The 23,895-nt window shown below is 36.1% G+C and carries 24 protein-coding genes and 1 other annotated feature; of the genes, 10 read left to right on the top strand and 14 right to left on the bottom strand.

From position 1 onward, the window contains the following. Window positions 1–79: 79 nt before the first annotated feature. The 5 genes from ACQKOG_RS15835 to ACQKOG_RS15855 all read right to left on the bottom strand — a co-directional run bounded on the left by ACQKOG_RS15835 (window position 80) and on the right by ACQKOG_RS15855 (window position 4,844). On the bottom strand, window positions 80–760 hold the full coding sequence (locus ACQKOG_RS15835; protein WP_370080848.1) for a cyclase family protein: 681 nt from the start codon (window positions 758–760) through the stop codon (window positions 80–82). Next, complete coding sequence (locus ACQKOG_RS15840) at window positions 761–1,825, bottom strand: zinc-dependent alcohol dehydrogenase (RefSeq protein WP_402871086.1); 1,065 nt, start codon at window positions 1,823–1,825, stop codon at window positions 761–763. Between the two features lie 50 nt (window positions 1,826–1,875). Continuing rightward, on the bottom strand, window positions 1,876–2,739 hold the full coding sequence (locus ACQKOG_RS15845) for a 3-hydroxyacyl-CoA dehydrogenase NAD-binding domain-containing protein (RefSeq protein ID WP_370080844.1): 864 nt from the start codon (window positions 2,737–2,739) through the stop codon (window positions 1,876–1,878). Between the two features lie 15 nt (window positions 2,740–2,754). Next, the gene (locus tag ACQKOG_RS15850; RefSeq protein ID WP_370080842.1) at window positions 2,755–3,387 is read right to left on the bottom strand and encodes a carboxymuconolactone decarboxylase family protein; all 633 of its coding nucleotides are present in this window, start codon (window positions 3,385–3,387) and stop codon (window positions 2,755–2,757) included. 125 nt (window positions 3,388–3,512) lie between these two features. Further along, entirely contained in the window at window positions 3,513–4,844 is a 1,332-nt protein-coding gene (locus tag ACQKOG_RS15855; RefSeq protein ID WP_370080841.1) for a short-chain fatty acid transporter, read from the bottom strand. 106 nt (window positions 4,845–4,950) lie between these two features. Here ACQKOG_RS15855 and ACQKOG_RS15860 point away from each other — a divergent pair, with 106 nt between their 5' ends. Continuing rightward, on the top strand, window positions 4,951–5,265 hold the full coding sequence (locus tag ACQKOG_RS15860) for a DUF3870 domain-containing protein (RefSeq protein ID WP_370080839.1): 315 nt from the start codon (window positions 4,951–4,953) through the stop codon (window positions 5,263–5,265). A gap of 48 nt (window positions 5,266–5,313) precedes the next feature. On the opposite strand, the gene ACQKOG_RS15865 is transcribed toward ACQKOG_RS15860, so the two are convergent. From ACQKOG_RS15865 to ACQKOG_RS15885, 5 genes are all read right to left on the bottom strand, one after another. Continuing rightward, window positions 5,314–6,507 (bottom strand): thiolase family protein, encoded by a 1,194-nt coding sequence (locus ACQKOG_RS15865; protein WP_427447342.1) that lies wholly within the window; start codon window positions 6,505–6,507, stop codon window positions 5,314–5,316. An 11-nt stretch (window positions 6,508–6,518) separates the two neighbouring features. Next, the gene (locus tag ACQKOG_RS15870; protein ID WP_370080835.1) at window positions 6,519–7,154 is read right to left on the bottom strand and encodes a 3-oxoacid CoA-transferase subunit B; all 636 of its coding nucleotides are present in this window, start codon (window positions 7,152–7,154) and stop codon (window positions 6,519–6,521) included. Next, window positions 7,147–7,833: a CoA transferase subunit A gene (locus ACQKOG_RS15875; RefSeq protein WP_370080833.1), complete on the bottom strand. Its 687-nt coding sequence runs from the start codon at window positions 7,831–7,833 to the stop codon at window positions 7,147–7,149. Before ACQKOG_RS15875 ends, ACQKOG_RS15870 begins: the two co-directional genes overlap by 8 nt. Before the next feature lie 13 nt (window positions 7,834–7,846). After that, on the bottom strand, window positions 7,847–8,563 hold the full coding sequence (locus tag ACQKOG_RS15880; protein WP_370080831.1) for a carboxymuconolactone decarboxylase family protein: 717 nt from the start codon (window positions 8,561–8,563) through the stop codon (window positions 7,847–7,849). A gap of 201 nt (window positions 8,564–8,764) precedes the next feature. Continuing rightward, the gene (locus ACQKOG_RS15885) at window positions 8,765–9,598 is read right to left on the bottom strand and encodes an alpha/beta fold hydrolase (protein ID WP_402871093.1); all 834 of its coding nucleotides are present in this window, start codon (window positions 9,596–9,598) and stop codon (window positions 8,765–8,767) included. 229 nt (window positions 9,599–9,827) lie between these two features. On the opposite strand from ACQKOG_RS15885, the gene ACQKOG_RS15890 reads away from it, so the two are divergent. The 4 genes from ACQKOG_RS15890 (at window position 9,828) to ACQKOG_RS15905 (ending at window position 13,076) form a co-directional block, all read left to right on the top strand. Further along, window positions 9,828–10,415 carry a dienelactone hydrolase family protein gene (locus ACQKOG_RS15890; RefSeq protein ID WP_402871096.1) on the top strand — a complete coding sequence of 196 codons (588 nt, stop codon included), beginning with the start codon at window positions 9,828–9,830 and terminating at the stop codon, window positions 10,413–10,415. A gap of 3 nt (window positions 10,416–10,418) precedes the next feature. Continuing rightward, window positions 10,419–11,375 (top strand): LytTR family transcriptional regulator DNA-binding domain-containing protein, encoded by a 957-nt coding sequence (locus ACQKOG_RS15895; protein WP_402871099.1) that lies wholly within the window; start codon window positions 10,419–10,421, stop codon window positions 11,373–11,375. A 148-nt stretch (window positions 11,376–11,523) separates the two neighbouring features. Further along, window positions 11,524–12,372 (top strand): ABC transporter ATP-binding protein, encoded by an 849-nt coding sequence (locus ACQKOG_RS15900; protein ID WP_402871101.1) that lies wholly within the window; start codon window positions 11,524–11,526, stop codon window positions 12,370–12,372. After that, window positions 12,369–13,076, top strand: a complete 708-nt coding sequence (locus ACQKOG_RS15905) for an ABC transporter permease (protein ID WP_427447345.1) — start codon at window positions 12,369–12,371, stop codon at window positions 13,074–13,076. The genes ACQKOG_RS15900 and ACQKOG_RS15905 overlap by 4 nt, the downstream gene beginning before the upstream one ends. Window positions 13,077–13,106: 30 nt before the next feature. On the opposite strand, the gene ACQKOG_RS15910 is transcribed toward ACQKOG_RS15905, so the two are convergent. Continuing rightward, a complete protein-coding gene (locus tag ACQKOG_RS15910) occupies window positions 13,107–13,703 on the bottom strand; it encodes a GNAT family N-acetyltransferase (protein WP_402871107.1) in 597 nt (198 codons plus the stop codon). A gap of 96 nt (window positions 13,704–13,799) precedes the next feature. On the opposite strand from ACQKOG_RS15910, the gene ACQKOG_RS15915 reads away from it, so the two are divergent. Then, on the top strand, window positions 13,800–15,176 hold the full coding sequence (locus ACQKOG_RS15915) for a PLP-dependent aminotransferase family protein (protein ID WP_402871110.1): 1,377 nt from the start codon (window positions 13,800–13,802) through the stop codon (window positions 15,174–15,176). Window positions 15,177–15,289: 113 nt separating this feature from the next. On the opposite strand, the gene ACQKOG_RS15920 is transcribed toward ACQKOG_RS15915, so the two are convergent. The 3 genes from ACQKOG_RS15920 to ACQKOG_RS15930 form a co-directional block, all read right to left on the bottom strand. Further along, a complete protein-coding gene (locus ACQKOG_RS15920) occupies window positions 15,290–16,327 on the bottom strand; it encodes a hypothetical protein (RefSeq protein WP_370080815.1) in 1,038 nt (345 codons plus the stop codon). Between the two features lie 18 nt (window positions 16,328–16,345). Further along, on the bottom strand, window positions 16,346–17,803 hold the full coding sequence (locus ACQKOG_RS15925; protein WP_402871113.1) for an MBOAT family O-acyltransferase: 1,458 nt from the start codon (window positions 17,801–17,803) through the stop codon (window positions 16,346–16,348). A 673-nt stretch (window positions 17,804–18,476) separates the two neighbouring features. Beyond that, complete coding sequence (locus ACQKOG_RS15930) at window positions 18,477–19,445, bottom strand: quinone oxidoreductase family protein (protein ID WP_402871116.1); 969 nt, start codon at window positions 19,443–19,445, stop codon at window positions 18,477–18,479. A gap of 76 nt (window positions 19,446–19,521) precedes the next feature. Here ACQKOG_RS15930 and ACQKOG_RS15935 point away from each other — a divergent pair, with 76 nt between their 5' ends. From ACQKOG_RS15935 to ACQKOG_RS15950, 4 genes are all read left to right on the top strand, one after another. Continuing rightward, window positions 19,522–21,156 (top strand): ABC transporter substrate-binding protein, encoded by a 1,635-nt coding sequence (locus ACQKOG_RS15935; protein WP_370080809.1) that lies wholly within the window; start codon window positions 19,522–19,524, stop codon window positions 21,154–21,156. Next, window positions 21,156–21,773, top strand: a complete 618-nt coding sequence (locus ACQKOG_RS15940) for a hypothetical protein (protein WP_370080807.1) — start codon at window positions 21,156–21,158, stop codon at window positions 21,771–21,773. The genes ACQKOG_RS15935 and ACQKOG_RS15940 overlap by 1 nt, the downstream gene beginning before the upstream one ends. Before the next feature lie 83 nt (window positions 21,774–21,856). Continuing rightward, window positions 21,857–22,120 (top strand) — a binding site (T-box leader). 67 nt (window positions 22,121–22,187) lie between these two features. Continuing rightward, window positions 22,188–23,435, top strand: coding sequence for an MFS transporter (locus tag ACQKOG_RS15945; RefSeq protein WP_370080805.1), 1,248 nt, complete (start codon window positions 22,188–22,190; stop codon window positions 23,433–23,435). Window positions 23,436–23,539: 104 nt separating this feature from the next. Beyond that, window positions 23,540–23,895: hypothetical protein (locus ACQKOG_RS15950; protein WP_427447350.1), on the top strand; the 356-nt coding region annotated here is incomplete at its 3' end.

The following is a 23,895-nucleotide window of genomic DNA, read 5'->3' on the forward strand; positions in this document are numbered from 1 at the left end:
TTTTGGACCTGAACAGCTTTTATTTTTGTGGTATTTAAGCGTCTTCCTAAGCGTTACTTCAAAGCACTAAAACATTCACCTATTCTATAAATGCTATAGCTCTTACTGGGGAAGCTGTTGAATTTTTCAATTTTAGAGGTAATGCCATAAATGTAAACCGTCCACTTAAAGGTAATTGCTCGAGATTTACCAGGTTTTCTACTATATAAATAGGAACACTTAAAAGCTTTAAATGCACCTCTCGTTTCATACTGTCATGTACATCAATATTTGCTAAATCAAGGCCAATGCATTTTACCTGCTTCTCAAGTAACCAGTCACCCGCACAAGTAGCAAAGGCGTACTCTGCAAAAAAGTCTCCTTCACCCCAATTAGCAGTTCTTGTTCTTACGAGTACTATATCGCCCCGTTGTACAGTTATCCCTTGTCTTTGCTCGGCATTTTTTAGCATCTCTGCTGTTACTGGTTCATATGGATCTTTAAAAGAGGAGACATCTAACAATACTGCCTCACCATATGTTTTTGTTAAATCCATTTCAGCGGTAGATTCCCCACCTCGGATAAAGTGTATTGGCGCATCAATATGGGTTCCACTATGATCAGACATACGTAAAAAGCGAGATTCAAATCCTTCACACGGTGCCACATAGCGATGACCTGAATTTTCAAAAGTTGATTCCTCTTGAATAGCAATTGGCGGATGTGATGTATAGGAAACTAATCCATCATATATTTCTAATGTTAAATCGATAATTTTCATCTACATTTCCCCCTTTAAATCAATTACAACTTTTCCACTCACTTTATTTAATGCACTTTCAAAGCCCTGCAAGCTTTCGCTAAATGGTACCGTCTGTGCAACTAACTGACGAAAAGGATAGTTTGTATTTGCTGCCATTTGTAATACTGCCTCATAATTCGCTTGAGTAATACCATAGCTTCCTTTTATCATAATTTCACCACGTACAATTTGATCCATTGGCACGGAAAATTCGGCTGAATTAATACCTACAAGAACAAGCTGACCACCTCGCTTTAGTAAACTAATTGCCTCATTTGGGATTGAAGGATGACCAGAGCAGTCAATAATAGCATCATAGCCTGAAAACTCCTTATGAATTAAGTCCTTTGATGAGGTGAACGTTGCTTGTACACCTATATCTTTTGCAAGCCTTAGACGATTTTCATCCTGCGGTACACCTAACATATGAGTTTCTTTATTACCCGCTCCGACTAATATAGCTGCAACTCCTAATCCAATCGGCCCCGGACCAATTACTAAAATGGATTTTTTCTTATATTCATGAATTTTCAACACCGCTGTATAGCTTACTGCTAAAGCCTCTGAAATAGCTGCGACCTCATCTGAAACAGCATCATCTATTGTAATAATGTTTTTGCTATCTACTACCATATACTCTGCCATACCACCAGCCTCACGGAATCCATAGCGTAATGCCTCAGTAGGTGTTTTAATAAACTTATAATCATTGAAATCACAGCAATTTGTTTCGCCACGCTTACAAAAATCACAGACTCCACAGCTTTTATATGGGTTGATAACTACTCTTTTATTTATTAATGTTTGATCCACTTCAGCACCCATATCAATAACCTTCCCTGTTACTTCATGACCTAGTACGAGTGGGTAATGAACCCAATCATAGCCACCATGACCATCATACATATGAAGATCACTACCGCATATTCCAATTGCATTTACCTTTAACAAACACTCATAATTTTTCAATTTGGGGACAGTATATGTTTTAAATTGGACATCTTTTTTCTTTGATGAGCACTTTACTAATGCTTGATATTCCATAGCTTTAATCATCTCCTGCTCTATTTTTAAACACTTAGTAACAGGTGTTTCTACTTAATTAACTTAATAATGTCTATTAATGTCTTTTCCTTTTGCGCTAAATATTGTTGTTTATCAATCGACGACCAATCATAAAAGCCACGATTAGACTTCATGCCTAATTCTTTAGCACTTATTTTTTCATAATGAATAGAAAGTGGTTTCGTGCTATTCTCCAATGTTGGATATACATAATTAACAATTGCAAAATGTGTATCTAATCCATTTATGTCTCGCTGCTCAAGCGGTCCAGTATCTGCTAACCGAACCCCTAGGCTCATTTTTGCAATAAAGTCCAGTTCCTCAGCGGTGACGATGCCCTTCTCCACTAAGGACATTGCCTCCCGAGCAAGTGCACTTTGTAAACGGTTTGCTACAAAGCCCTTAATCTCTCGCTTTAGTAACACAGGTTTCTTTTTAATACTTTGTAAAAATTGCATAACAGCTTTTGCTTTTTCTTTCGACGTAAATGGACTAGGAACAACTTCTACTAAAGGTGTTATATTTGCTGGTGAAAAGAAATGCGTCCCAATTAAACGTTCCTTATGTACCATTTTTTCAGCAACATCACTAACAAGATAGCCTGAAGTATTGGTACAAAACATTACATCTTCAGCAAAAACTAAATCTAATTGTTCAAATAAATTTTGTTTGGCTTGTAAATTTTCAATTATCGCTTCAATGACATATGTTAAGTCCTCAATTTTTGTAAGCTGTTGTAAAAAAGTAACACTTTTCAATTCTGATTGTTCCTTTAGCTGTTGTACCCTATCCACATTAGGCTCATATAAGAATACGCTTACATTATATTGCATTAAATATTTAGCTATCGCAGAGCCCATAAATCCCCCGCCAACGATAAGTATCTTTTGCATAATAAAACCCCCACCTTAAGCTTTGCCTTCTGTATCACTCCAAATTACTTTTATACCTACCACATAAATACACAGAGCTTTAACTTCTTCTAAAATTACAGTATTTGCCCCTAGCGATAAGGCATTTGATTTATGGATTGCAATGCCTTTTTCATAGGAATCACACACATTAATCGCATATAATAGCAATTCTTTTAGCAATCGTGAAACCGCTCCATTGCGTAAAGAAGTTGTGCGAAGATTGCTATACTTTAATAATGTATCCGGTGCATAATCAATTAAATTCTGAATCCAGGTCGGTAGAGTATCAAACTCAGATTGATAATAGTTTATACATTCCTGTTGCGAGGAAAATATCATTACTTTTTCTTCCGGCATTTTAGGAATTATTTCTTCATTTGAAAGATTAATAGCATAGGATATAGCTTCATTCCCCGATAACCAGGTTGGAATACCTCTAGAAATAATAGCTGATGTAATCAATTCAGCAATTTCAGCTACGCTATTACCCTCCTTAACGGCATGCTCAACGAAATACAACATCTCCCTTTCTTCACGTCTCGCTGCAAATATACCAACCAATAATAATGATTTTTCTTTTCTTGTTAATTTTCCTTCTTTCAATAAAGCTTGATATATGATGGACATTCATATCCTCCTCTACACTAGCTAGAGCCGTTTAATAAGGAACCCAATAGGCAACCTTCAAACTAATCAATTATGCCTCGGCATAATTCCGTGACCTTTAACTTCTTTCAGCGGATGTTTAGAAGTTAAAATAAATATGACCAAGCTAAAGTAGCGATAATGAAAATAATTCCTACAAAGAACATAATCACAACAAGGAAGCCCATAATATCTTTTAGCTTTAATCGAGATAATGCCAATGCTGGTAAAATCCAAAACGGTTGAACTAAATCATTCCATGCATTCCCTAACATAACGGACATGGATGTTTCTGATAATGATGTTCCCAACTCCTTTGCTGCCTCTATCATAAATGGCCCTTGAACTGTCCAGTGTCCACCAGCTGAAGGAGCAAAGAAATTAATAAAGAAGGAACTTATTAATCCCCAAAACGGTAAAGAATGTTCCGTCGATAAATCTACAAAGATTTTAGCAATTGTATCCACTAAACCAGATGCAGCCATAATCGCCATAATACCTGCGTAGAACGGAAATTGAAGCAAAATCCCTGAAATAGTTTTAATACCATCTGCTAAATGCTCAACATAGCGTGCAGGTGTTCCTAATAAAATAATTCCTAAGAATAAAATAATAAAGTTTAAAATATTTAAGTTTAACGAATTACCATTCGCGAAATAGATAACAATGTAAACTAAACCAATTGCACCAATTGCGTATGCTAGAATACGGCTATTGTTTAATTTATTTGCTAATGTATTTTCTTCTAGTAAGTTTAATTTTGCTTTCGGCTGATCTGCATATAATGCAGGATCAATTTCAATCACATTACTCGGATTTTTTGGATGTAACATCGCATTAAATAAAGGCAATGTAATTAAAAGCACTATTGACGTTAAAATCATTGGCACACTAAAGATTGTTTCAGAAAGAGAAATCAGGCCCATTGAATCCTCTAAAAAGTGACCAGGTGTTGAAATTAAAATCGGAATAGATGCTGACAAACCTAAACCATAGAGAGTAAAACCAGAATAAGCTGCTGCAATAATTAACGGATAGTGAACCCCTTTAACCTTTAAAGCTAATTTTTTTGCAATAATCCCACCGATTACTAAACCAAAACCCCAGTTTAAATAACTACCAATACCACCAACAAGCGTTGCCACAATTACTGCCATTTTCGGTGTATGAACCATACTCGTAATTTTATTTAAAAATTTATCAGTAATGGGTGCTGTTGCTAGTACATAACCCATTGCAAGGATAACAGCCATTTGTGTTGTAAATGCTAGTAAATCCCAGAAACCGCTACCCCAAGCCGAAGTTAAATCTACAAAGCTAATATCTTCAATGACTAGTGCCAAAACAAATGTTAATAATGTAAGTCCAATTGCAAATACAAATGGATCTGGCAAATACTTTCTCATGATTTCTGTGAAAAAATTCGTTAACTTTTCCATACTACTTCCCCCTCGATGTGTACTATAAGTAATTTTCGGGAAGTGCCTCTAAACGATAAAACATGGTAAAATATAATCACAACTATACATTTTGGAGGTCATTTCCTTGCAAAAATTAACTAGTATATTAGTGACTGCTTATGCTAAAGCACCCCAGGGCACGTCCATGTACGAGGTGTACAAACATGCTGGCATTGTTTTAGAAATAGATAAAGAAACTCATCAAATTATTGATGCAGAATTCACATTTATTACAGGCCTTGCACAGGATTTTTTTAAACGTATGCTTATTGGCTTTGATCTTACAGCCAACCTAGATGAATTAATCCAGCGTATCGATGAACACTATTATGCGCCTTCAAGTGGCTCCGTCGCAGTTGCTTTAAAATCTGCACAAAAACGATATTTAGAAAAAATCTAAAAGGATCATAAAATGTCTAGCACCGAGTTAAAACTACTCGGTGTAAATTTATGCATGACAGTTTTCAACAATAGTAGTAATACCAAGTCCTCCTGCAATACATAAAGTTACTAGGCCATAACGCTTACCTGTTCGTTCTAGCTCATGCATAAGCTTTGTCATTAAAATGGCGCCTGTTGCTCCAATAGGATGCCCCATTGCAATAGCGCCTCCATTAGGATTCACTCGGTTAATGTCTAAATTAAGCTCCTTAATTACCGCAATCGATTGTGCTGCAAATGCTTCATTTAGCTCAATTACATCAATATCATCAATTGTTAAATTTGCCTGCTTTAAAGCTTTTAATGTAGCAGGCACTGGACCAATTCCCATAATGGACGGATCTATCCCTGCTGCCGCCTGTGCAAGTATTTTTGTCTTCGGTCTGTAACCTAACTCTTCTGCCTTTTCCTTTGACATTAGTAACAATGCGGATGCACCGTCATTACGACCACTACTATTCCCTGCTGTGACTGAACCACCTTTACGGAAAACAGGCTTTAATGTTGCTAGCTTCTCCTCACTCGTTAAAAATGGATGCTCATCTATTTTAAAAACGTCCACTGTTTTTCCTTTTTTCACTTCATAGGGGACAATTTGTTGTGCAAAATATCCCTCTTGTATTGCATGAGCTGCGCGCTCTTGACTTCGATGTGCAAATGAATCCTGCTCTTCACGCGAAATCGAATATTTTTCTACCAAATTTTCTGCAGTCTCTCCCATTGTTGAAATTCCATATACTTCAAATGGTTGAGACCCTGGCTGACTTTCTGTATTTGGATCTAAAATAGATGCATTTCCAACACCATAGCCATAACGAGCATTTCGTAAATAATAAGGAGATGTACTCATAGATTCTGTTCCACCAGCGATAATAATATCGCTATAGCCAAGGGCTATCTGTTGAGCAGCATTATTAACAGCTTGTAGACCAGAGCCACATTGACGATGTACCGTATAACCTGGCACTGTAATCGGTAATTCTGCTCGTAATGAAGCGAGACGTGCAACGTTCGATTGATCGGCACTTTGTTTTGCTTGTCCTATAATCACCTCATCAACTAGTGTTGAATCTAACTTTGTTCGTTCTAGAAGTGTGCGGATGACTTTCTCTCCAAGAAGATCTGCCGTCTCATTTATTAATGAACCACCCAATTTACCAATCGCAGTACGAACACCATCTACAATAACAACTTCTCTCATGATTTCTCCTCCTATTTCAACGCTATAACGAAACTTGCTTCCGTATTTGCCTCTACTCTCTCTAATGTAGCCCCTGGCATTAATTCAACTAAATGTAATTGTTCATCGAAGTAATTAAACACGGCTAGCTCTGTAATAATCGTATCCACACTTCGAGTTGATGTTATCGGGAATGCGCAATCCTTTAAAATCTTGCTCTTTCCATCCTTTGAAGTATGTGACATTGTGACAATTACCTTTTTAGCTCCAATTAATAAATCCATTGCTCCACCAACACCAATAATATTTTTCCCTGGAACCGCCCAGTTTGCGATACGTGCATGCTCATCAACTTGAAGTACACCTAATATTGCTACATCAACATGTCCACCACGGATCATTCCAAATGACTCTGCACTATTGAAAAAGGATGACCCAATGGCTTCCCCGACTGGTATCTTCCCTGCATTCACTACATTTGGATCAGTATCCTCCTCATCAACACTTACAACACCGAGCATGCCATTTTCTGTATGGAAGTAGACATTATCATTGTCGACGTACTTTGCTACTAATGTCGGAATACCAATTCCTAAATTTATAATCTGTCCATCTTGTACTTCTTTCGCAGCTCTTTTCGCTATTTGCTCCTGAATTGCATTAACCATGCTCTACTACACCCTCCTTCGTTAAAACCTTCTTCGCTACAATAATTCGATTAATAAATAGATGTGGGGTAATAATTTCATCACTGCTTAATTGACCAGCTTCTACAATTTCATCCACCTCAACAATTACCGTTTCCGCAGCAGTCGCCATTAAAGGATTAAAGTTACGAGCGGTTTTGTAATAAACCAAGTTTCCTAATGTATCGGCTTTATGCGCGCGAATAATGGCCACATCAGCCTTCAGTGCCTTTTCAAATACATATTCCTCGCCGTTAATGATTTTTGTTTCCTTGCCCTTCGCTAAATCTGTGCCTACAGATGTCTTTGTATAGTAACCACCGATTCCTGCACCACCCGCACGAATCGATTCAGCTAAAGTACCTTGAGGCAATAGGTCAATCTCAATTTCCCCACGTTGGAATGCATCACCGACATCTCGATTACCAGTAAAGTAAGATCCAATCGCTTTTTTTACCTTCTTTTGTTCTAGTAATTTACCAAGACCTTCTCCTTTTTCCCCTAGGTTATTACTAATAATCGTTAAATTATTTACATCTAGTTCAACAAGTGCATCGATTAAAGTTAATGGACCGCCTACTAAACCAAATCCGCCCACCATAATTGTTTGTCCACTTTCTACGCATGATAATGCTTGCTTTACCGAATCATAAATTTTCATTGTACTCACTCCATTATTTTTGAATCAGGGCGTCACTTATTTCAAACCAAGCAGGAATGCCTGCGGTTAATAGACAAATGTAGCCGAGTTCTGCTAATTCCTCTTCTACTACACCTACATTCCGTGATTTTTTCGCCCAGTAATCTGTTTCCTCATTTTTTAAAACAGTAGTATAAATACCTGTCATAAGGATGTATTTCATTTTTGTCGATACTACATTGCTGTTAAGTAGCTCAGATTTTAAAGCGTTTTCATCTTTTGCAGCAAAAAGATCTAGTAATTTTGAAAAATACGCTTTACTCTTCTCTGTCGATGTAAATGTACTGTAATAACGCACAATATCAATTGCTGACGATTCATGGGAAAGCTTATCAGAACCAGTATTCGTTAGTTCTAATGCATATTCAAAGGACTGCAAGCCAGTTTGCAATGCCCTTTCTCCTCCGTAGTTAAATGCTACAAGTAAGTATTCAATTATTTCTTCTAGTGAAGCGCCACCATCAATAGCTCCTTTAGTGTGATACACCATGCTGCGTACATATTGTCTTGCTGCATTCATGCCGACTAGCAAAATATCCTTTTCCTTCACAGAAAGGACTCCTTGTGCCATGGCTATACCTCGCAATGCTGTATAATGTTCTAGCATTGCAGGATTATAATCGTGCATTTTTTGTACCCATCCCGGTACAACATCATAAACTTTTTTGAAATACTCTAAGCCTTTTACCATCTAGTAAATCCCCCTTATATTTATTTGAATAAAAAAAGGCCACACTTTCCCTAAAGCACGGAAATTACCGTACATTCAGAAAAAATGTAGCCAACAGTCAAGCAGGGAAGTAGAAAAAGGCCATTTTTCTACGGCTGCTCGATAGGCAATTAATTTGTTAATTCATTATTCACACAAAATTTCAAAATATGCAACTATTTTTTATAAGTTTTCTAAAAAACGCTGAATTACTAGGTTTTCATCTTTTCTTTCTTCAAAAACCAATGTGTAGTGATTGCTATCAGAAGTATATTTCCAAATATTTTTGGCGTTTTTTAGTGTATCAATATAAGATTCAACTAAAAATAATGGAGGCATCGCTCCAATTTCTTTAGTTGAATGAATTAATAGAATAGGACACATTACATCTTTGAAAACTTCTTCTGGCCTATATTCATAAAAGCTCTGGAAATCTTGACGTATTCTTTCTTCGTCAGATTTATTTTCCCAATGACCATCTTTTTCTACAATTTCATAGCATCCTACACTGGCTAGGTGGTCAGTCCACTCAACACCAAGGCGCCCATAGATTTCTTTAATTTCCTGGATATATGCTTCCGGTGTTTCGTAATGTTTACTTATTCGGCCAAGTGAAGGCTCGACGATTTGACGTTGGTGATCCGTACAGGTTGCTGCACCATCAAGTAAAATTACTCCTTTGATATCACTGAGTTTACTAGCGACGTTCGCCATAATAAATGCGCCCATTGAATAGCCCAGTAAAATCGGCTGTTCGATGTTCAACTGATCAATCAATGCTAAAACATCTAGTGTATGGGACTCTATACTAGTATTCTCTGAAGCAGGCGCACTATTGCCACGACCTTTTAAATCAACTGATATAAAACGATATTGGCCCTTTAATAGCTCTGCGTAATAATGTAATTGCATATGGTTACCAGTTAAACCATGAACCGCTATAATAGTGCCTTTCTCACCTGGATAATCTGCAAAATATAATAGACTATCATTCACTTCGACTGATTGGTATTTCATTTCCATCACCCTCCTTGTAAAAGTTAAAGCTAGTTTTACACCTAAAGCTTAAAAAAGTCAAAAAAAATTTTTATTTCTAGTTTTAAAACACTTGATTTACAGGATCAAAAATTAGGTTTACATCACCAAATTAATTATTTAAATATAATAATAAAATTCCTATAAATACAAAAATATACTATGTAATTACTTTTTGGTACACTATTGAAAAAGCGAAAATGAGGTCAACATGAAAAAGAAAATATTCATTCTACATGAAATTTATGGCGTCAATGATTTTATAAAAGTGCAAGCTGAAGCATACAGTAACGCCAACACTACTGTTGAGTGCATTTCTTTATATTCAGACGATAGAATATTTCCATATGAACAAGAACAGGAAGCCTATGAATATTTCATAAATGAAGTTGGCTTTGATGCTCCTCTCGAAAAATTAACCAAAAAGTTATTGGAAGCTAGGACATATTTTGATGAAGTACTGTTAATCGGGTTTAGTGTAGGTGCAACTTTGGCTTGGAGACTATCAGAACTGCCATTACAAGGAGTCGTTTGCGTTTATGGTTCACGCATACGCCAATACCTGGACTTAAATCCCTCTTGTCCGACACTTGTTATTTTACCAAGTCACGAGAAAAGCTTTAATGTCCATGAATTAATGGAAACACTCGATACATTACCAGCTGTTCACACGAGGCAATATCTAGGTCAGCATGGTTTTATGGACTTCAACAATTCAAACTACAATCATGGAAGTTATTTACAATCTCAGGCTGAAATCTCGCAATTTTTCGAAATTAAGAAAGTCAAGGAGGACTAAGGAATGAACCAAACCGAAAGCATAATTATTGACCCTTATATAGAAGGAGGAAATGTAATTTATCCTAACTTTCACCTATCTATGCAGCCTGGCATTATTATTGGTATCCATACAGACGTGTCAAAAATACATACATTAATACAGTGGTTTTCGAAGCGAAGCAATACGTATACACATTTTCGTGAAAATGCCTTGTATGAGCGACTGACGGTTCGAGAGTATATCAAATTTTGCTTAAAGCTTTTCAATGCTTCTTCTGAAAAGATGGAGGATCTATTAACATTGTTCGCTTTAACGGAGCAAAAAAGCATTAAAATCAGCAAGCTCTCAAATAGCGAAAAGCAACGCTTAAAATTAATTCATACATATCTTAATCAGGCACAGATACAAGTTTTAGAAGAACCATTCCAAAATCTAGATGAGTTTTCCAAGCAAACAGTCATTCAATTACTGGATATCCTTCAAAAACAGAATAAAACAGTCATTTTATTATCTAACAATCTTGAGGATTTAATTATTTCGAGTACAGAAGTACATAGACTAGATACAATGGGCATACATGCATTAGATGTTAAAGAGGATGAAACAGAAACGACTTCCCCCTCTCAAGAAAACGTACCGATTCGACTTGATAAAATCCCTACAAAGAAAAATGATAAGATCATTTTATTTAATCCCCCTGAAATTGATTTTATCGAAAGTGTTGAGGGTGTTGTTTCACTATATGTTGCAGGTGAAGCCTATCCATGTACATTATCATTAAATGATCTTGAGCAAAAATTGACACCGTTCGGCTTCTTTAGAAGTCATCGCTCTTATATCGTTAACTTACAAAAGGTACGGGAAATCATTACGTGGACTCGCAATAGCTACAGCCTAGCCTTAAACAGCAATGAAAAGACCGTAGTACCTTTGTCGAAAAATAAACTCGCAGATTTAAAGGAAATACTCGGAATTTAGTAGATTTCCCAGGAAATAAACGACTCCTGTCAGCTGAACTATTTCTCCGCTAAAGGTCATTTTACTGCCTTTCACCTGTAATTTAATGTTGAGATCCTAATTGTTCCTTATAGTGTAGATATCAACAACAACACAGGGAGGTTTTCAAATGAACGCAGTGATCGATGTTCAGCATTTGAAAAAAACATTTAATAAGGAAGCAGCATTACAGGATGTTTCATTTACCATTCAAAAAGGAGAAATATTCGGTTTTCTTGGACCTAGTGGTTCTGGAAAAACGACTACTATTAAAATATTAACAGCACAAACTGAAAAAACTGCAGGAGATGTCTTGCTATTTGGCCGCCCAGCAAATGAGATGAAACAAAGTAACAATCGTAAACGCTTCGGTATTTTAACAGATAATAGTGGACTATATACACGACTTTCAATCGAGGAGAATTTATTACTATTCAGTAATTTATATCAATTGCCTAAATCAGCCGTCAAAGAGGCATTGGATTTTGTTAACCTATACGGTGATCGTAAAAAGAAAATTAGTCAGCTTTCTAAAGGAATGATGCAACGTGTTACGCTTGCACGTGCCATCATGCATAAACCAGAACTATTATTTTTAGATGAACCAACTTCTGCACTCGATCCTGTTAATACACAACATATATATAATGGCTTACGTAAATTAAACGAGATGGGTACGACAATATTTTTAACAACACATGATATGAGTGAAGCCGAAATACTTTGTGATCGTGTAGCCTTCTTACATAAAGGGAAGATTCGAGCAATTGGTTCGCCAAAGGATTTGAAAAAAGAGTTCGGTGATGAGTCTATTACAGTTGAATTAAAAAATGGTGCTTGCGAAGTCATTCAAAATGGAGAACAGGATGCTGAAAAACTGTTTCAATGGATGCAATCTAACGAAGTTTCTCGCATTTATACAAACGAGCCAACACTAGGTAATATTTTTATGCAAATAACAGGGAGTGATTTAGTATGAACATTTCAATGACACGTATTCAGGCTATTTTAATGAAGGATTATAAGGAATTTTCACGTAACTATGCGGTATCCGTTATGATACTTATGCCACTTATTATGGCATTTTTTATTAATAAAACAGGTGGAAATAATATCAACAGCTATATCATTACAGTAAATATGGCACTTTCTATGGTGACTGCCTACGTACAATGCTGTCTAATTGCAGAGGAAAAAGAAAAAAATACGCTTCGTAGTCTCATGCTTTCCCCTGCTTCACTTGGCGATATATTAATTGGTAAAAGCTTGTTTGTCTTTATCCTTACAATGGTAATTGTAGCATTGACTATTTTCATTGCTGGCTATAGCCCATCTAATCTGTTCATCTTAGCTATTGCTTTAATACTTTCGACTGTATTCTATATTGCAATAGGAACATTATGTGGATTATTCGCTAAAACGGTTATGGAAGGATCTCTTATCATTCTACCTGTTATCCTTATTTTCGGGTTTGGCTCTTTTGCCCTAGCATTATCGTCTGCCTTTCCTATTTTAAAAATTGCAGAGTGGTTACCAAGTTCTCAATTGGTGCTATTAGCAGAGGCTCTAGAAGGCACATACACAACAATGGACGTCATTATTCCAATGGCTACAATTATCGTTTGGTCACTAGTTACTTGGATTGTAGTAGGATTTATTTATAAAAAAAGAATGGTCGACTAATGACCATTCTTTTTTTGTATAATAATTTCTTTATCCCAATTTCTCTGTAGCATCAACTAGCAACTGCTGCAAATGGTTTTTCACTTGTGGCCACTCCTGTAGAGTAATGCTGTACATCACTGTATGACGAATTGTACCATCCTTCCGCAACATATGATTACGTAAGACCCCCTCCTTAGTTGCCCCTAAACGTTCAATCGCTTTTTTAGAACGTAAATTTTCGTGGTCTGTTTTAATTTGAACACGCTGTAAATTGAGTACCTCAAAGCAATATTGTAATAATAAATATTTACAATTTGTATTAATGGCCGTACGCCAAAAAGCAGGTGTAATCCATGTAGTACCTATTTCAAGCCGTTTATTCGTTTCATCAATATCCATAAACCGAGTCGAGCCGATGATTTGTCCGGATTTTTTATCCACAATTACAAATGTGAACTCAGTTTTTTCACGTTTTGTTGTTAATGCCTTGTCCACAAAGTTATTCACATCGACCATTTTCTCAACTGTTGTGGACATATGTGACCAAATCTCTGGATAACTACCTGCATCCAATAATCCTTGCGCATCCACTTGTTCTAACGGCTTCAGTAATACTACCTCATTTTCTAATGCTTTAAAATTCATGTTGCTTCACTCCTTTTTTTACTATTTAACGGTATTTTTGATACGATAGATAGAACCAATTTTCAAAAAACACACCGTACCAGGAGGTGCAATGTTTTGGAGTTATCAATCTCATTTACTGGAGATACATCGAAATACGTGCAAATCTACGAGGAATTAAAACATACAATTTTAAGCAAGAAACTACTGGCCCATGAGCAATTGCCTTCTAAACGAATACTTGCTAAAACGCTTGATGTTAGTGTCCATACGATTAAGGAAGCTTATGAACAATTACTAGCTGAAGGCTACATTTATAGTAAGGAACGTTCTGGCTATTTTATAGCACCTTTTGAATTTGAATGGGAACAGCAGCAAAATCAGCACATATCCACAGCTATAACATCAACTACATATACTATAAAATTCGATTTTAATAACGGACATGTGGATAAGGAAGCTTTTCCATTTTCGATGTGGCATAAGCTATTGAAAAAGCACTTTAATGTGGATAATTTAACAACAAGTCCTTGGCCAGGAGAAGCTATATTGCGGACGGAAATCGCTCGCTATGTTGAACGATCAAGAGGAGTTACTTGTGAAGCTTCACAGGTGTTTGTTTATAGTGGTACTCAAAGTCAGCTTCAAGCCCTATGTCACTTTTTTGGCCAAAAAGTACATGCTGGCATAGAGGAGCCTGGCTTTAAAAGAGTACGTGCAACATTGCAACAATGTGGATTAACGACTCATGCTATTCCTGTTGATAACTTAGGGGTAACAATACCGAAAGAATCCATCCACATGTTATACACAACACCCGCACACCAGTTTCCGCTTGGGATGGTCATACCTGTTGAACGGCGCGCAGAACTTCTACAATGGGCTACCTCTGAGAAGGCATATATTATTGAGGATGACTATGACTCAGAATTTCGTTATAAGGGGCTCCCTATTCCCTCTTTAGCAAAGATGGATCAGCTTCAACGTGTTATTTATTTCGGAACCTTTTCTAAAACACTTATCCCATCGTTGCGCATTAGTTATATGATTTTGCCTAAATCGTTAGTCGAAGAATTTATGCTATTTAATCAGGAGCAAAAATCTGTTGTCTCAAAAATAGACCAGCTTGTATTAGCTGATTTTATTGCTCAAGGTTCATTCGATAAGCATTTAGCCAAAATGCGCACTATTTATCGTAAAAAGCAACAGACGTTACTAGCAGCTATTAACACCCATTTTTCTGAGGAATTCGAAGTAATTGGTGAAAAATCTGGGCTACACATCGTTATGAAGTTACCAAAAAGGCTTTCTGAGCAGGATGCGATTAGGCTTGCCCAAGAGGTAGGAATCGAAGTTTATCCATGCTCAACCTCCTATCAGCAAGGCTCTAAACATACTATGATCATTATGGGCTACGGTGGGCTAACCCTTGAGCAAATCAATGAAGGCATCGCGTTACTTGCAACAGTTTGGCAATCATCCATGCCAGCATAATTTCAAGTTTTAAAAACCTTTTAATAGACAAAAAAGATGACTCCGACAGTACATATCAGAGTCATCTTTTCATCACTTAGTCAATATTCATCCCGCATTAACGGGCCGTAATTTCACTTTATATCTACCACTACATTTTTAAGGTACTCATCAAGATTCCCTTTATCTACAGTCTGCATAATAGTTGACTGTTCTTCCCTGTTCTCTAAAGCTTTAATGACTAAATCCCCAACGTTTGGATAGTAATGCAACCAGTCGAAAAAGTTGTTCTCATTCGTCGTTACTTCATTCACACCATGGAAGCTATACACAGTACCAAACACATCTACCATATCATTCATCCATCTACTATAAGCCTCGTAACGATTTTCATTATGCAAAATTGTCTGAAGCCGTTTAGCAGGCATTAATTCTGTAAAGACCACTAGTTCTGTATTTGGGAATGCATCTTTTATAGCTTGAAGCCTTTTTCGATAGTCGGTATCGTACATAAAAGGCTTGGCTGCCTCTGCTTTAAAATTCTTCTGGAATTTTTGCCATCCTTGCTCCATATCATCATTTGAATACGTAGTTTGTGCAATATTATTACGTGTGTAACTGCGAGCACCGTCGTAATGATTTGCTTTTGAAATATCATAATTAAAAAGAGCATAATGCATCGTGCTTGCTGAAAATAAGGACTTTATTGCATAAAAAGGTGCCTCCGATGACTCGATATAAGTTTGCGGCGGATTCGATGTACTAGGTTTGCCAGCATTCGCTGAATCAAAATATAACTCAATAAAAATTCTCTTAAACGGCTTACCATTTTTCTTTTCAGCATATTTCATGTAAGGCAAATATTCTGTAATATGCAGTCCACTTAATGAATAGTTATAAACATTTTCTTTTGTAAAAGCCCTCTCATCGAGATACGTAATCCTGCTCGTTCCCATTAACAAACTATCATAGTTAAAATCATGGCTATTGATATAATTAGTTTTTAATTGTCTTTCATCAAAGCCAAGCTGATAGTCGTTAAAGTCATTCGCATGTGTGTAATTCCAAAGAGGGTCAATATAATAATTGAAACCCATAATTCCGAAAACAGGCAATCCTATTACTATGAAAGATGTGGCAAATAATTTTACTAACCATTTTTTCGGATCCAAGTTCATTCACACCTTTATTTAGAAATTAAAATATAAGAATATACTATTTTTTTGCATATAGTAAATCGATACTAGCACTAGTGCAATCATAAATTGCGTATAAATGATTGCTCCCCAATTAAATTTCATCTTATCCATTAATTGAATAGAATTTAATGCTGTAAATGCAATAACAAGTGTGATTAAGAGTCCTACAACAATCACTATCGGATCACTGAATGATAGTCCCAAAATATTAAAGGCTTCCGCTTGAGCAAAATTAGTGTGCGGCTCCGTAAAGAAATTAGTTATAGCTGTCATGTTTGGCGTAAACATTTTGGCTATAATCGTATTCGCTTGCTCAAGACTTGTTGCACGGAAATATACCCAAGCGATATTAACAAATTGGAAAGTCATAAACCATGAAAGTAAATACGGAAGCTTAATACCTGTTTTACTAAAAAGTCTCACAACAACAGACGCAAAGCCATGCAGAAGTCCCCATAAAATAAAATTCCATCCTGCACCATGCCAAAATCCACTGATGAAGAAAATAATTAATATATTAATATAGGTTCTAAATGCCCCTTTACGACTACCACCTAATGGAAAATAGACATATGTAGTTAAAAACCGGTTCAACGTCATATGCCACTTTTTCCAAAACTCCTGAATATTACGTGCTTTATAAGGAGAATAGAAATTTACTGGCAGTTTAATATTAAATATTAATGCTAAACCAATCGCCATATCAGAATATCCACTAAAATCATAATAAAGTTGCACTGTATACGATAATGAGGTAATCCAAGCTTCTATAAAACTTAAGTTACTATAATTGGCAAAGCCTTCATTCGCCCATATGCCCACCGTATCAGCAATAACAACCTTCTTAACTAAACCAATTGCAAAAATAAATAAACCTCGTGCAACATGTTCAGGAATAATTTTACGATTTTCCTTCGTATCATACTGCGGAAGCATTTCATCATGCTGAACAATTGGTCCTGCAATTAACTGCGGGAAAAACAAAATGAACAGCGCATAATGACTAAATTTATAATGAGCTGTTCCATCACGATAACTATCAACAATAAAAGCAATTTGTTGAAATGTAATAAAACTAAGTCCTAACGGTAGCAATAAATGCAACAGTGCAAAATTTGTACCAAATAAACTATTTAAATTGCCAATAAAGAAATCTGTATATTTATAGTAACAGAGAATGATAATATTGAAGACGACTCCAATTATCATATACGTTTTTCTCCAACGACTATTGGTATTACTAATCACCCGACTTAAAGCAAAGTTCACAACTATTGAGATTGTGATGATTGCTAAATAAGATAACTTAAAATAGCCGTAAAAAACCAAAGAGATCAGTACCAACCAATAAATCGCATATTGCTGGTTTCTGAAACGATTTAATAAAAAATAGATAATAAATGTTATAGGTAAAAACAAGAAAATAAATTCAAAGGAATTAAAAAGCATTGCACCACTCCCCTAATAGCCATTCCTTTATATTCAAAATTTAAGACTCCTCACCACAACATTTCCGTTCCGACTTGACGCTTACCTGAAGGCGTTCGCTTGCGCTCCAGGGATCTCATCTTTGACGTTTCCAAATGCCCTACAATCAACCTAAAAACACGGCATACGTTTAACAAAATATTTAGTGAAGAGCCTATTAAATTTAATGTTTTAATATTATATTTACATCACTTAAATTAGCCATATAACACTTTAACATTGATACACTCGTAAAATCTAAATGAAATAAATACCACAGTTAGATTCATTATGTATTTAAAGAGACCAAATATAATATTATACTAAAAAGTTAACCTAAAACAAATAACAATATCAAAATAAGGTAGAGAAAGACAAAAACCTATATAATAATACCTCATTTTAACAATTCTTTAAAGGAAATTCCTGTTTATTGTCGAAAAATAAAAGGAGTTTTAGCTAGGATTATACCTACAAATAATATGGTGATTCTTAGAAAAAATAATAGGATTTTTAATAGTTTGCTTTCATTCTATTGGTGGGTTGGTTTGATTTTAGACCATCCACTCACAACAACCCTGTTTTCGAGTTACAGGCTCTAAAATAAAAGTAACCTCTCTATAGCGTGTTGATCACTATACAGAGGTTGTTCATTTTATATTTTAATTAAAATCTTCCCTTGATGCTGACGACTTTCCATCAAATCATGGGCTTTCTGCATATCTTCTAATGCAAAGATATTAGCAATTGGTACTTGGAAACTTTCATCCTTCAACAAAGCAAACATCTCCGGTGCAACTTGTTGTAGCATTTCAGGCTTGGAAGCTCGAGTCGTTCCAAGGCTAAAGCCTTTCACATTGCGACAGCTACTATGTAAATCAGATGTTTTTATATTCCCAGCTTTACCACCGCTATTTCCAAATTGCACTAGCGTACCATACGGAGCTAAACAGTTAAAACTCTCTTCCGTAATATTCCCGGCAATGGAGTCAAAAATAATGTTAACACCATGACCATCCGTATATTCATTGACTTGCGCACTAAAATTATCGTATGTCAGTACATGATGTGCACCTAGTTCAAGGGCAATTGTCGCTTTCTTCATATCACCAACTGTACCAATAATCTTCTTGGCGCCTAGCTTTTTCGCCATTTGAATCAACATTGTCCCTGCCCCACCAGATGCAGCATGAATTAATACGCTATCATCTGAGCTAATTGGAGCGATTTGATGTGTCAAAAGGTAGGATAGAAACAAAACCGTTGGCACAGCGGCCGCCTTTTCCAAAGGGACATCATTCGGAACTTTAAAGACGAGCTGCTCTTTGGCCACCACATATTCTGCATAGGCTCCATTTTTCGTGAATGCAATAACTTGGTCTCCCCTTTTAAAATTACTGTTCCCCTCAAAAACCTCTTCAACTACACCAGCTACATCTAAACCGAGTATCATCGGAAAATTTGCTTTTGCTTTATTACCTGTTCTATTTTTAATATCAGCAAAATTCACACTCGTATATGTCGTACGTATTAATACTTCCCCCTTTGAAATGGTAGGCTTTGGACATTCCACATACTTTAAAACATCAGAAGTGCCAAACTCATTAATGATCACAGCCTTCATAAATTTCCCCCTCCTTGTTATAGTAAAAGTATAAAATAGAATAATTTCCATAAAAAGAGACAAAAGGAGATATTACATGTCCACCTTTCTTTCAAAAAATAAAACGCTATTTTATTTACTTTCACTCTATTGTCAACAGAATGGCGGCACCTTTCATCTACAGCAATTAGCTACCTTATTAAAAATAAGTCCTAAACAATTGAATCGTTATCTTAAATTATTTCAGAAACACAATTGGCTACTTTATAAAGCTGGGAATGGGCGAGGACACTTGTCCAAAATTCAATGGCATGGAGATATTGAACAAATTATTGTAGATCAGCTTAAATCCCATCTCTCTACAATGACTATGATGGATTGGGGGGAATTATTTGCATTTCCTAATCTAACGGATTCTTTAGCAATGAACTTAAAGCATCTTTATCAACAAAATATAAAAAACAATATCCTATATAATGAGCGTTTGATTGTACCTATCTACCACCCTATTTATACTTTACAGCCTAATCAAGTAAACGATGTTTATAGTGCTGCACTTTTATCCAATTTAACAAATCGTTTAGTTGAAGCAGATGCGAATGGTAATATTATTCCTTCTCTTGCGCACCATTGGAAAGTTAATGACAAAACATTGCGTCTTTATTTACGAAAAAACGTTGCCTTCCATAATGGCGATTTACTAACAGCACATGATGTAGCTTGGTGTTTGCGCCAACTACTACATCTTCCTTTATGGCAGCCTATTCGAGAAATTATCATTGTTGATATGTGGACAATTGATTTTATTTTTTCGGAGTCTTGCACATACTCACTACACTTACTAACAGATATACAAGCGAGTATCTATAAAATTAAAGATAATGTAGTTTTCGGAACAGGTTCATTTGCAATATCAAAACATACACCCCATCAAATTGTTTTAGAAGCATATGACAATTATTTTGGCATGCGAGCATTATTGCATACGGTAGAATTAAACATACTTCCAAAAGGATCCAATTCGTTTTATCAAACTAATTTATCAAATGACATTAATCGTAAAAAAATAAATATCCAAAACGGGGTTTGTGCAATAATTTTAAATAAAAACGAAGAGGCTTGTTCAACTAAAGCGCAAAGGCAACATATTAAAAACATAATACATAAGTATTTATATAAAGCTATTCAAAAGGATTCTTCATTACAAAATCATTTAAGTAGTTTTGGTAATACCATCTCACCACTATGTAAAAAAGAGATTTTAAAAATCGGTGCGCCTAAAGGGAAAATCAATCTAAACCAATGCTTAATTTCATCTTTAATAAAGTATGGTTATCTCCCTCAAATAGAAACATTAACACTATCTCAATATATTAAAGATAGTATCCAACCTCTTAAGTACGATGCATTTGTTTATACGAATGTCACAACTGTAAATAGTGCTTTTCACAAATTGCATGCCGTGTTCAACCCCGTTTCTCCAATTTATAAAGTATGCAAAGAAGATGAATATTTTATAAATATCTTTGAAAAATTTAAATTAGCCACGATGGCAGAATGGCCGTTACTTTTCGATTCTTTAAACAACTATTTAATTGAAGAAGCTATTTTGATACCATTATTTACACATCTCGATGATATACCATTTGCCCACGATATTTTAAAATTGGACTTCAACCACTTAGGGCACATCGACCTTTCAACAATTTGGTATGACAAGGAGGAATTATGATGAAAATCAAACCGCGAAAAGAACAATACAATGATGTTACATACAATTACTTTGATTTAAAAAGTAACAAAGTATGCTTTATGTTCTCTGGCACAGGCTATACGTTTGAAAAACCACTTCTTTATTATTCCACTCAGCTGATGCTAGAGCTTGGCTATGATGTAGTACAAGTATGCTATGTATTTGCCCAAAAGCAATTTGAGCAGGAACCAGAAGCTATTTCAGCAATGGTTTATAATGCCGCGAATCCTGTTGTGGAAAATGTTTTAAGTACAAAATCTTATACCGAAGCTGTATACATCGGAAAATCACTCGGAACATTGCCTATCACAGATTTTTATATGCAGCAGTCTCCACCTATTCCTTCTCGTTATGTACTTTTAACACCCCTACTGTCACTTGAGTATGTTATGAAAAATTTGCTTGGAAAGCAGGCATTTCTAGCAATCGGCACAGCTGACCCTCATTACTCTAAAGAAAGTTTAGAACAACTTTCTTCACATAAGCTTGCTATTGTAGAAAATGCTGACCATTCTCTTGAAATAGCAAATCATACAGTTGAGTCGATGATTCTTTGTCAGTCACTATTAACGGGGCTTAAAGCTTATCTTCAATAAGAATATCGGAACCTTTTCAAAGTTTATCGTAATATTTTTAAAATTCGGTCTTTACCAAAATTACAAACATATGCTACACTATCAAAAATACATTGAAGAGAAGAGTAAATAAGGCTGTTCTTCCCAGAGAGCTCGGGTTGCTGAAAACGAGTAAGAACGAATTATTGAAACAAGCCTCGGAGTAGCGCATTGGATTCTGCTTGAATGATGGTGCGACGGGAACTCCCGTTACAGAGTAACAGTATAAGCATAAGTGTTTATGCCGTACTGAAAAGGCTATTATGGCGACATAATAGCGAACTAGGGTGGCACCACGTGAGTATAAATTCCACAATCTCGTCCCTAAGACAAATCGTCTTGGGGGTGGGATTTTTTTGTTTTAGTTACTTGTCATAACTACAAGGAGGAATTTATATGAGTATGAAAAAATTTTTAGAAGCGTGGCGTTATCCTGCTATATTATTGTTTAGTATTGGTGTTTCCAGCGTTGGAAGCTGGATCTATTTTATAGCTTTAAATCTTATCGTCTTCAACCTCACAGGGTCAGCTATAGCTGTGTCCGGTTTGTATATCGTTAGAGCGTCATCTACACTTTTTGCCAGCTTTTGGTCAGGTAGTTTGGTAGATCGTTTAAATAAAAAATATCTCATGATTGGTCTCAACCTTTTCGAATCTTTACTAATTGTCATACTACCTTTCTTCTCTACGCTGACTTGGATATATTTCATGGTCTTTGTGATCACAATGGCTAGTTCTATGTATCATCCAACTTCCATGACCTACATTACGAAATTAATACCAATTGAACAAAGAAAACGTTTTAACGCCCTTCGCAGCTTACTTGATTCTGGCGCATTCATAACCGGTCCAGCCATTGCAGGACTGCTGTTTACGATTGGAACGCCTAATATGGCGATTTACTTGAATGCGATTGCTTTATTTATTTCAGCCTGTATTACATTAGGTATGCCTAATGTCGAAGCCAATCAACAGCTGGCTAGTAAAGCAGATGAGGAAATTTCCTACAAGGTATTATTCAACGATTGGAAGCTTGTTATAAGATTTAGCCTTAAAAATCCTTATATTATGATGATCTACTTTTTATTTAGTGCGATACTTGTCATGATGACAGCAACGGATTCTTTAGAGGTTGCCTTCGCTACTCAAGTACTTTCATTATCCGAAGGTGAATACGGTGTTTTAGTAAGCGTAGGAGGTGCTGGTATATTAGTTGGTTCTTTAATGAATACAGCAATCGTTGGAAAAATACCAACTGCTTGGCTTATAGGTTTGGGATCACTTATAACAGCTTTAGGCTATTTAATTTCTACATCCTCTTATACATTTCTTATAGCTTCTTTAGGATTTTTTATTATATCCTTTGCAACAGCCTTTGCCAATACGGGCTTCCATACCTTTTATCAAAACAATATTCCTGTCGATAGTATGGGGAGAATAGGAAGTATTTACGGCTTTGTAGAAGCCTTGTTCATTATTATCATAACTGCCATCTTTGGAGTTGCAGCTGAAATCATATCTATTCGATATGTTGTTGTATCTGCAGCCATCATCATGTTTGTAGTAGCAACGATACTGTTAATTTTTAATGTTCAACCTTCGAAGGCCAGATTTTATAGCAATATTTCAGAACTCAATGACTAGAAGAAGGTTTGATGCCGTCGCTTCGCTTTCGAAGTAATAGCGATATAAAAATAGTAGCACCTCCTATTATAAGAGGTGCTACATAAATGTTGGGATAAGACATAATGGTATTCTGCTGTCGTGCCGATTGCTATGTTCGTCGCTTCGGCTCTTCTTTCCGTCGCTTTAGCTCTGCTATCCGTCGCTCTGATTCTTCTTTCCGTCGCTCTAGCTCTTCTTTCCGTCACTTGGGCTCTTCTTTCCGCCACTCTGTCGGGGCTATCCACGATTTCGATGGTTCTATCCACGACTTTGGCCGCTCTATCCACGACTTTGACGATTCTATCCGTCACTTCGGCTCTTCTTTCCGTCGCTCTGACTGGTCTTTCCGTCGCTCTAGCTCTTCTTTCCGTCACTTGGGCTCTTCTTTCCGCCACTCTGTCGGGGCTATCCACGATTTCGATGGTTCTATCCACGACGT

This window comes from Lysinibacillus sp. NPDC093216 (assembly GCF_050280325.1).
Classification (GTDB): Bacteria; Bacillota; Bacilli; order Bacillales_A; family Planococcaceae; genus Lysinibacillus.

Coding starts and splice junctions, on each gene's coding strand:
- ACQKOG_RS15925 (WP_402871113.1), bottom strand. CDS start 17,803: ATGCTTTTTAATTCCTTTGAATTTATTTTCTTGTTTTTACCTATAACA.
- ACQKOG_RS15890 (WP_402871096.1), top strand. CDS start 9,828: ATGAAAAAGAAAATATTCATTCTACATGAAATTTATGGCGTCAATGAT.
- ACQKOG_RS15850 (WP_370080842.1), bottom strand. CDS start 3,387: ATGTCCATCATATATCAAGCTTTATTGAAAGAAGGAAAATTAACAAGA.
- ACQKOG_RS15880 (WP_370080831.1), bottom strand. CDS start 8,563: ATGGTAAAAGGCTTAGAGTATTTCAAAAAAGTTTATGATGTTGTACCG.
- ACQKOG_RS15935 (WP_370080809.1), top strand. CDS start 19,522: ATGTCCACCTTTCTTTCAAAAAATAAAACGCTATTTTATTTACTTTCA.
- ACQKOG_RS15930 (WP_402871116.1), bottom strand. CDS start 19,445: ATGAAGGCTGTGATCATTAATGAGTTTGGCACTTCTGATGTTTTAAAG.
- ACQKOG_RS15900 (WP_402871101.1), top strand. CDS start 11,524: ATGAACGCAGTGATCGATGTTCAGCATTTGAAAAAAACATTTAATAAG.
- ACQKOG_RS15940 (WP_370080807.1), top strand. CDS start 21,156: ATGAAAATCAAACCGCGAAAAGAACAATACAATGATGTTACATACAAT.
- ACQKOG_RS15845 (WP_370080844.1), bottom strand. CDS start 2,739: ATGCAAAAGATACTTATCGTTGGCGGGGGATTTATGGGCTCTGCGATA.
- ACQKOG_RS15885 (WP_402871093.1), bottom strand. CDS start 9,598: ATGAAATACCAATCAGTCGAAGTGAATGATAGTCTATTATATTTTGCA.
- ACQKOG_RS15840 (WP_402871086.1), bottom strand. CDS start 1,825: ATGGAATATCAAGCATTAGTAAAGTGCTCATCAAAGAAAAAAGATGTC.
- ACQKOG_RS15870 (WP_370080835.1), bottom strand. CDS start 7,154: ATGGTTAATGCAATTCAGGAGCAAATAGCGAAAAGAGCTGCGAAAGAA.
- ACQKOG_RS15865 (WP_427447342.1), bottom strand. CDS start 6,507: ATGAGAGAAGTTGTTATTGTAGATGGTGTTCGTACTGCGATTGGTAAA.
- ACQKOG_RS15905 (WP_427447345.1), top strand. CDS start 12,369: ATGAACATTTCAATGACACGTATTCAGGCTATTTTAATGAAGGATTAT.
- ACQKOG_RS15875 (WP_370080833.1), bottom strand. CDS start 7,833: ATGAAAATTTATGATTCGGTAAAGCAAGCATTATCATGCGTAGAAAGT.
- ACQKOG_RS15895 (WP_402871099.1), top strand. CDS start 10,419: ATGAACCAAACCGAAAGCATAATTATTGACCCTTATATAGAAGGAGGA.
- ACQKOG_RS15910 (WP_402871107.1), bottom strand. CDS start 13,703: ATGAATTTTAAAGCATTAGAAAATGAGGTAGTATTACTGAAGCCGTTA.
- ACQKOG_RS15835 (WP_370080848.1), bottom strand. CDS start 760: ATGAAAATTATCGATTTAACATTAGAAATATATGATGGATTAGTTTCC.
- ACQKOG_RS15855 (WP_370080841.1), bottom strand. CDS start 4,844: ATGGAAAAGTTAACGAATTTTTTCACAGAAATCATGAGAAAGTATTTG.
- ACQKOG_RS15945 (WP_370080805.1), top strand. CDS start 22,188: ATGAGTATGAAAAAATTTTTAGAAGCGTGGCGTTATCCTGCTATATTA.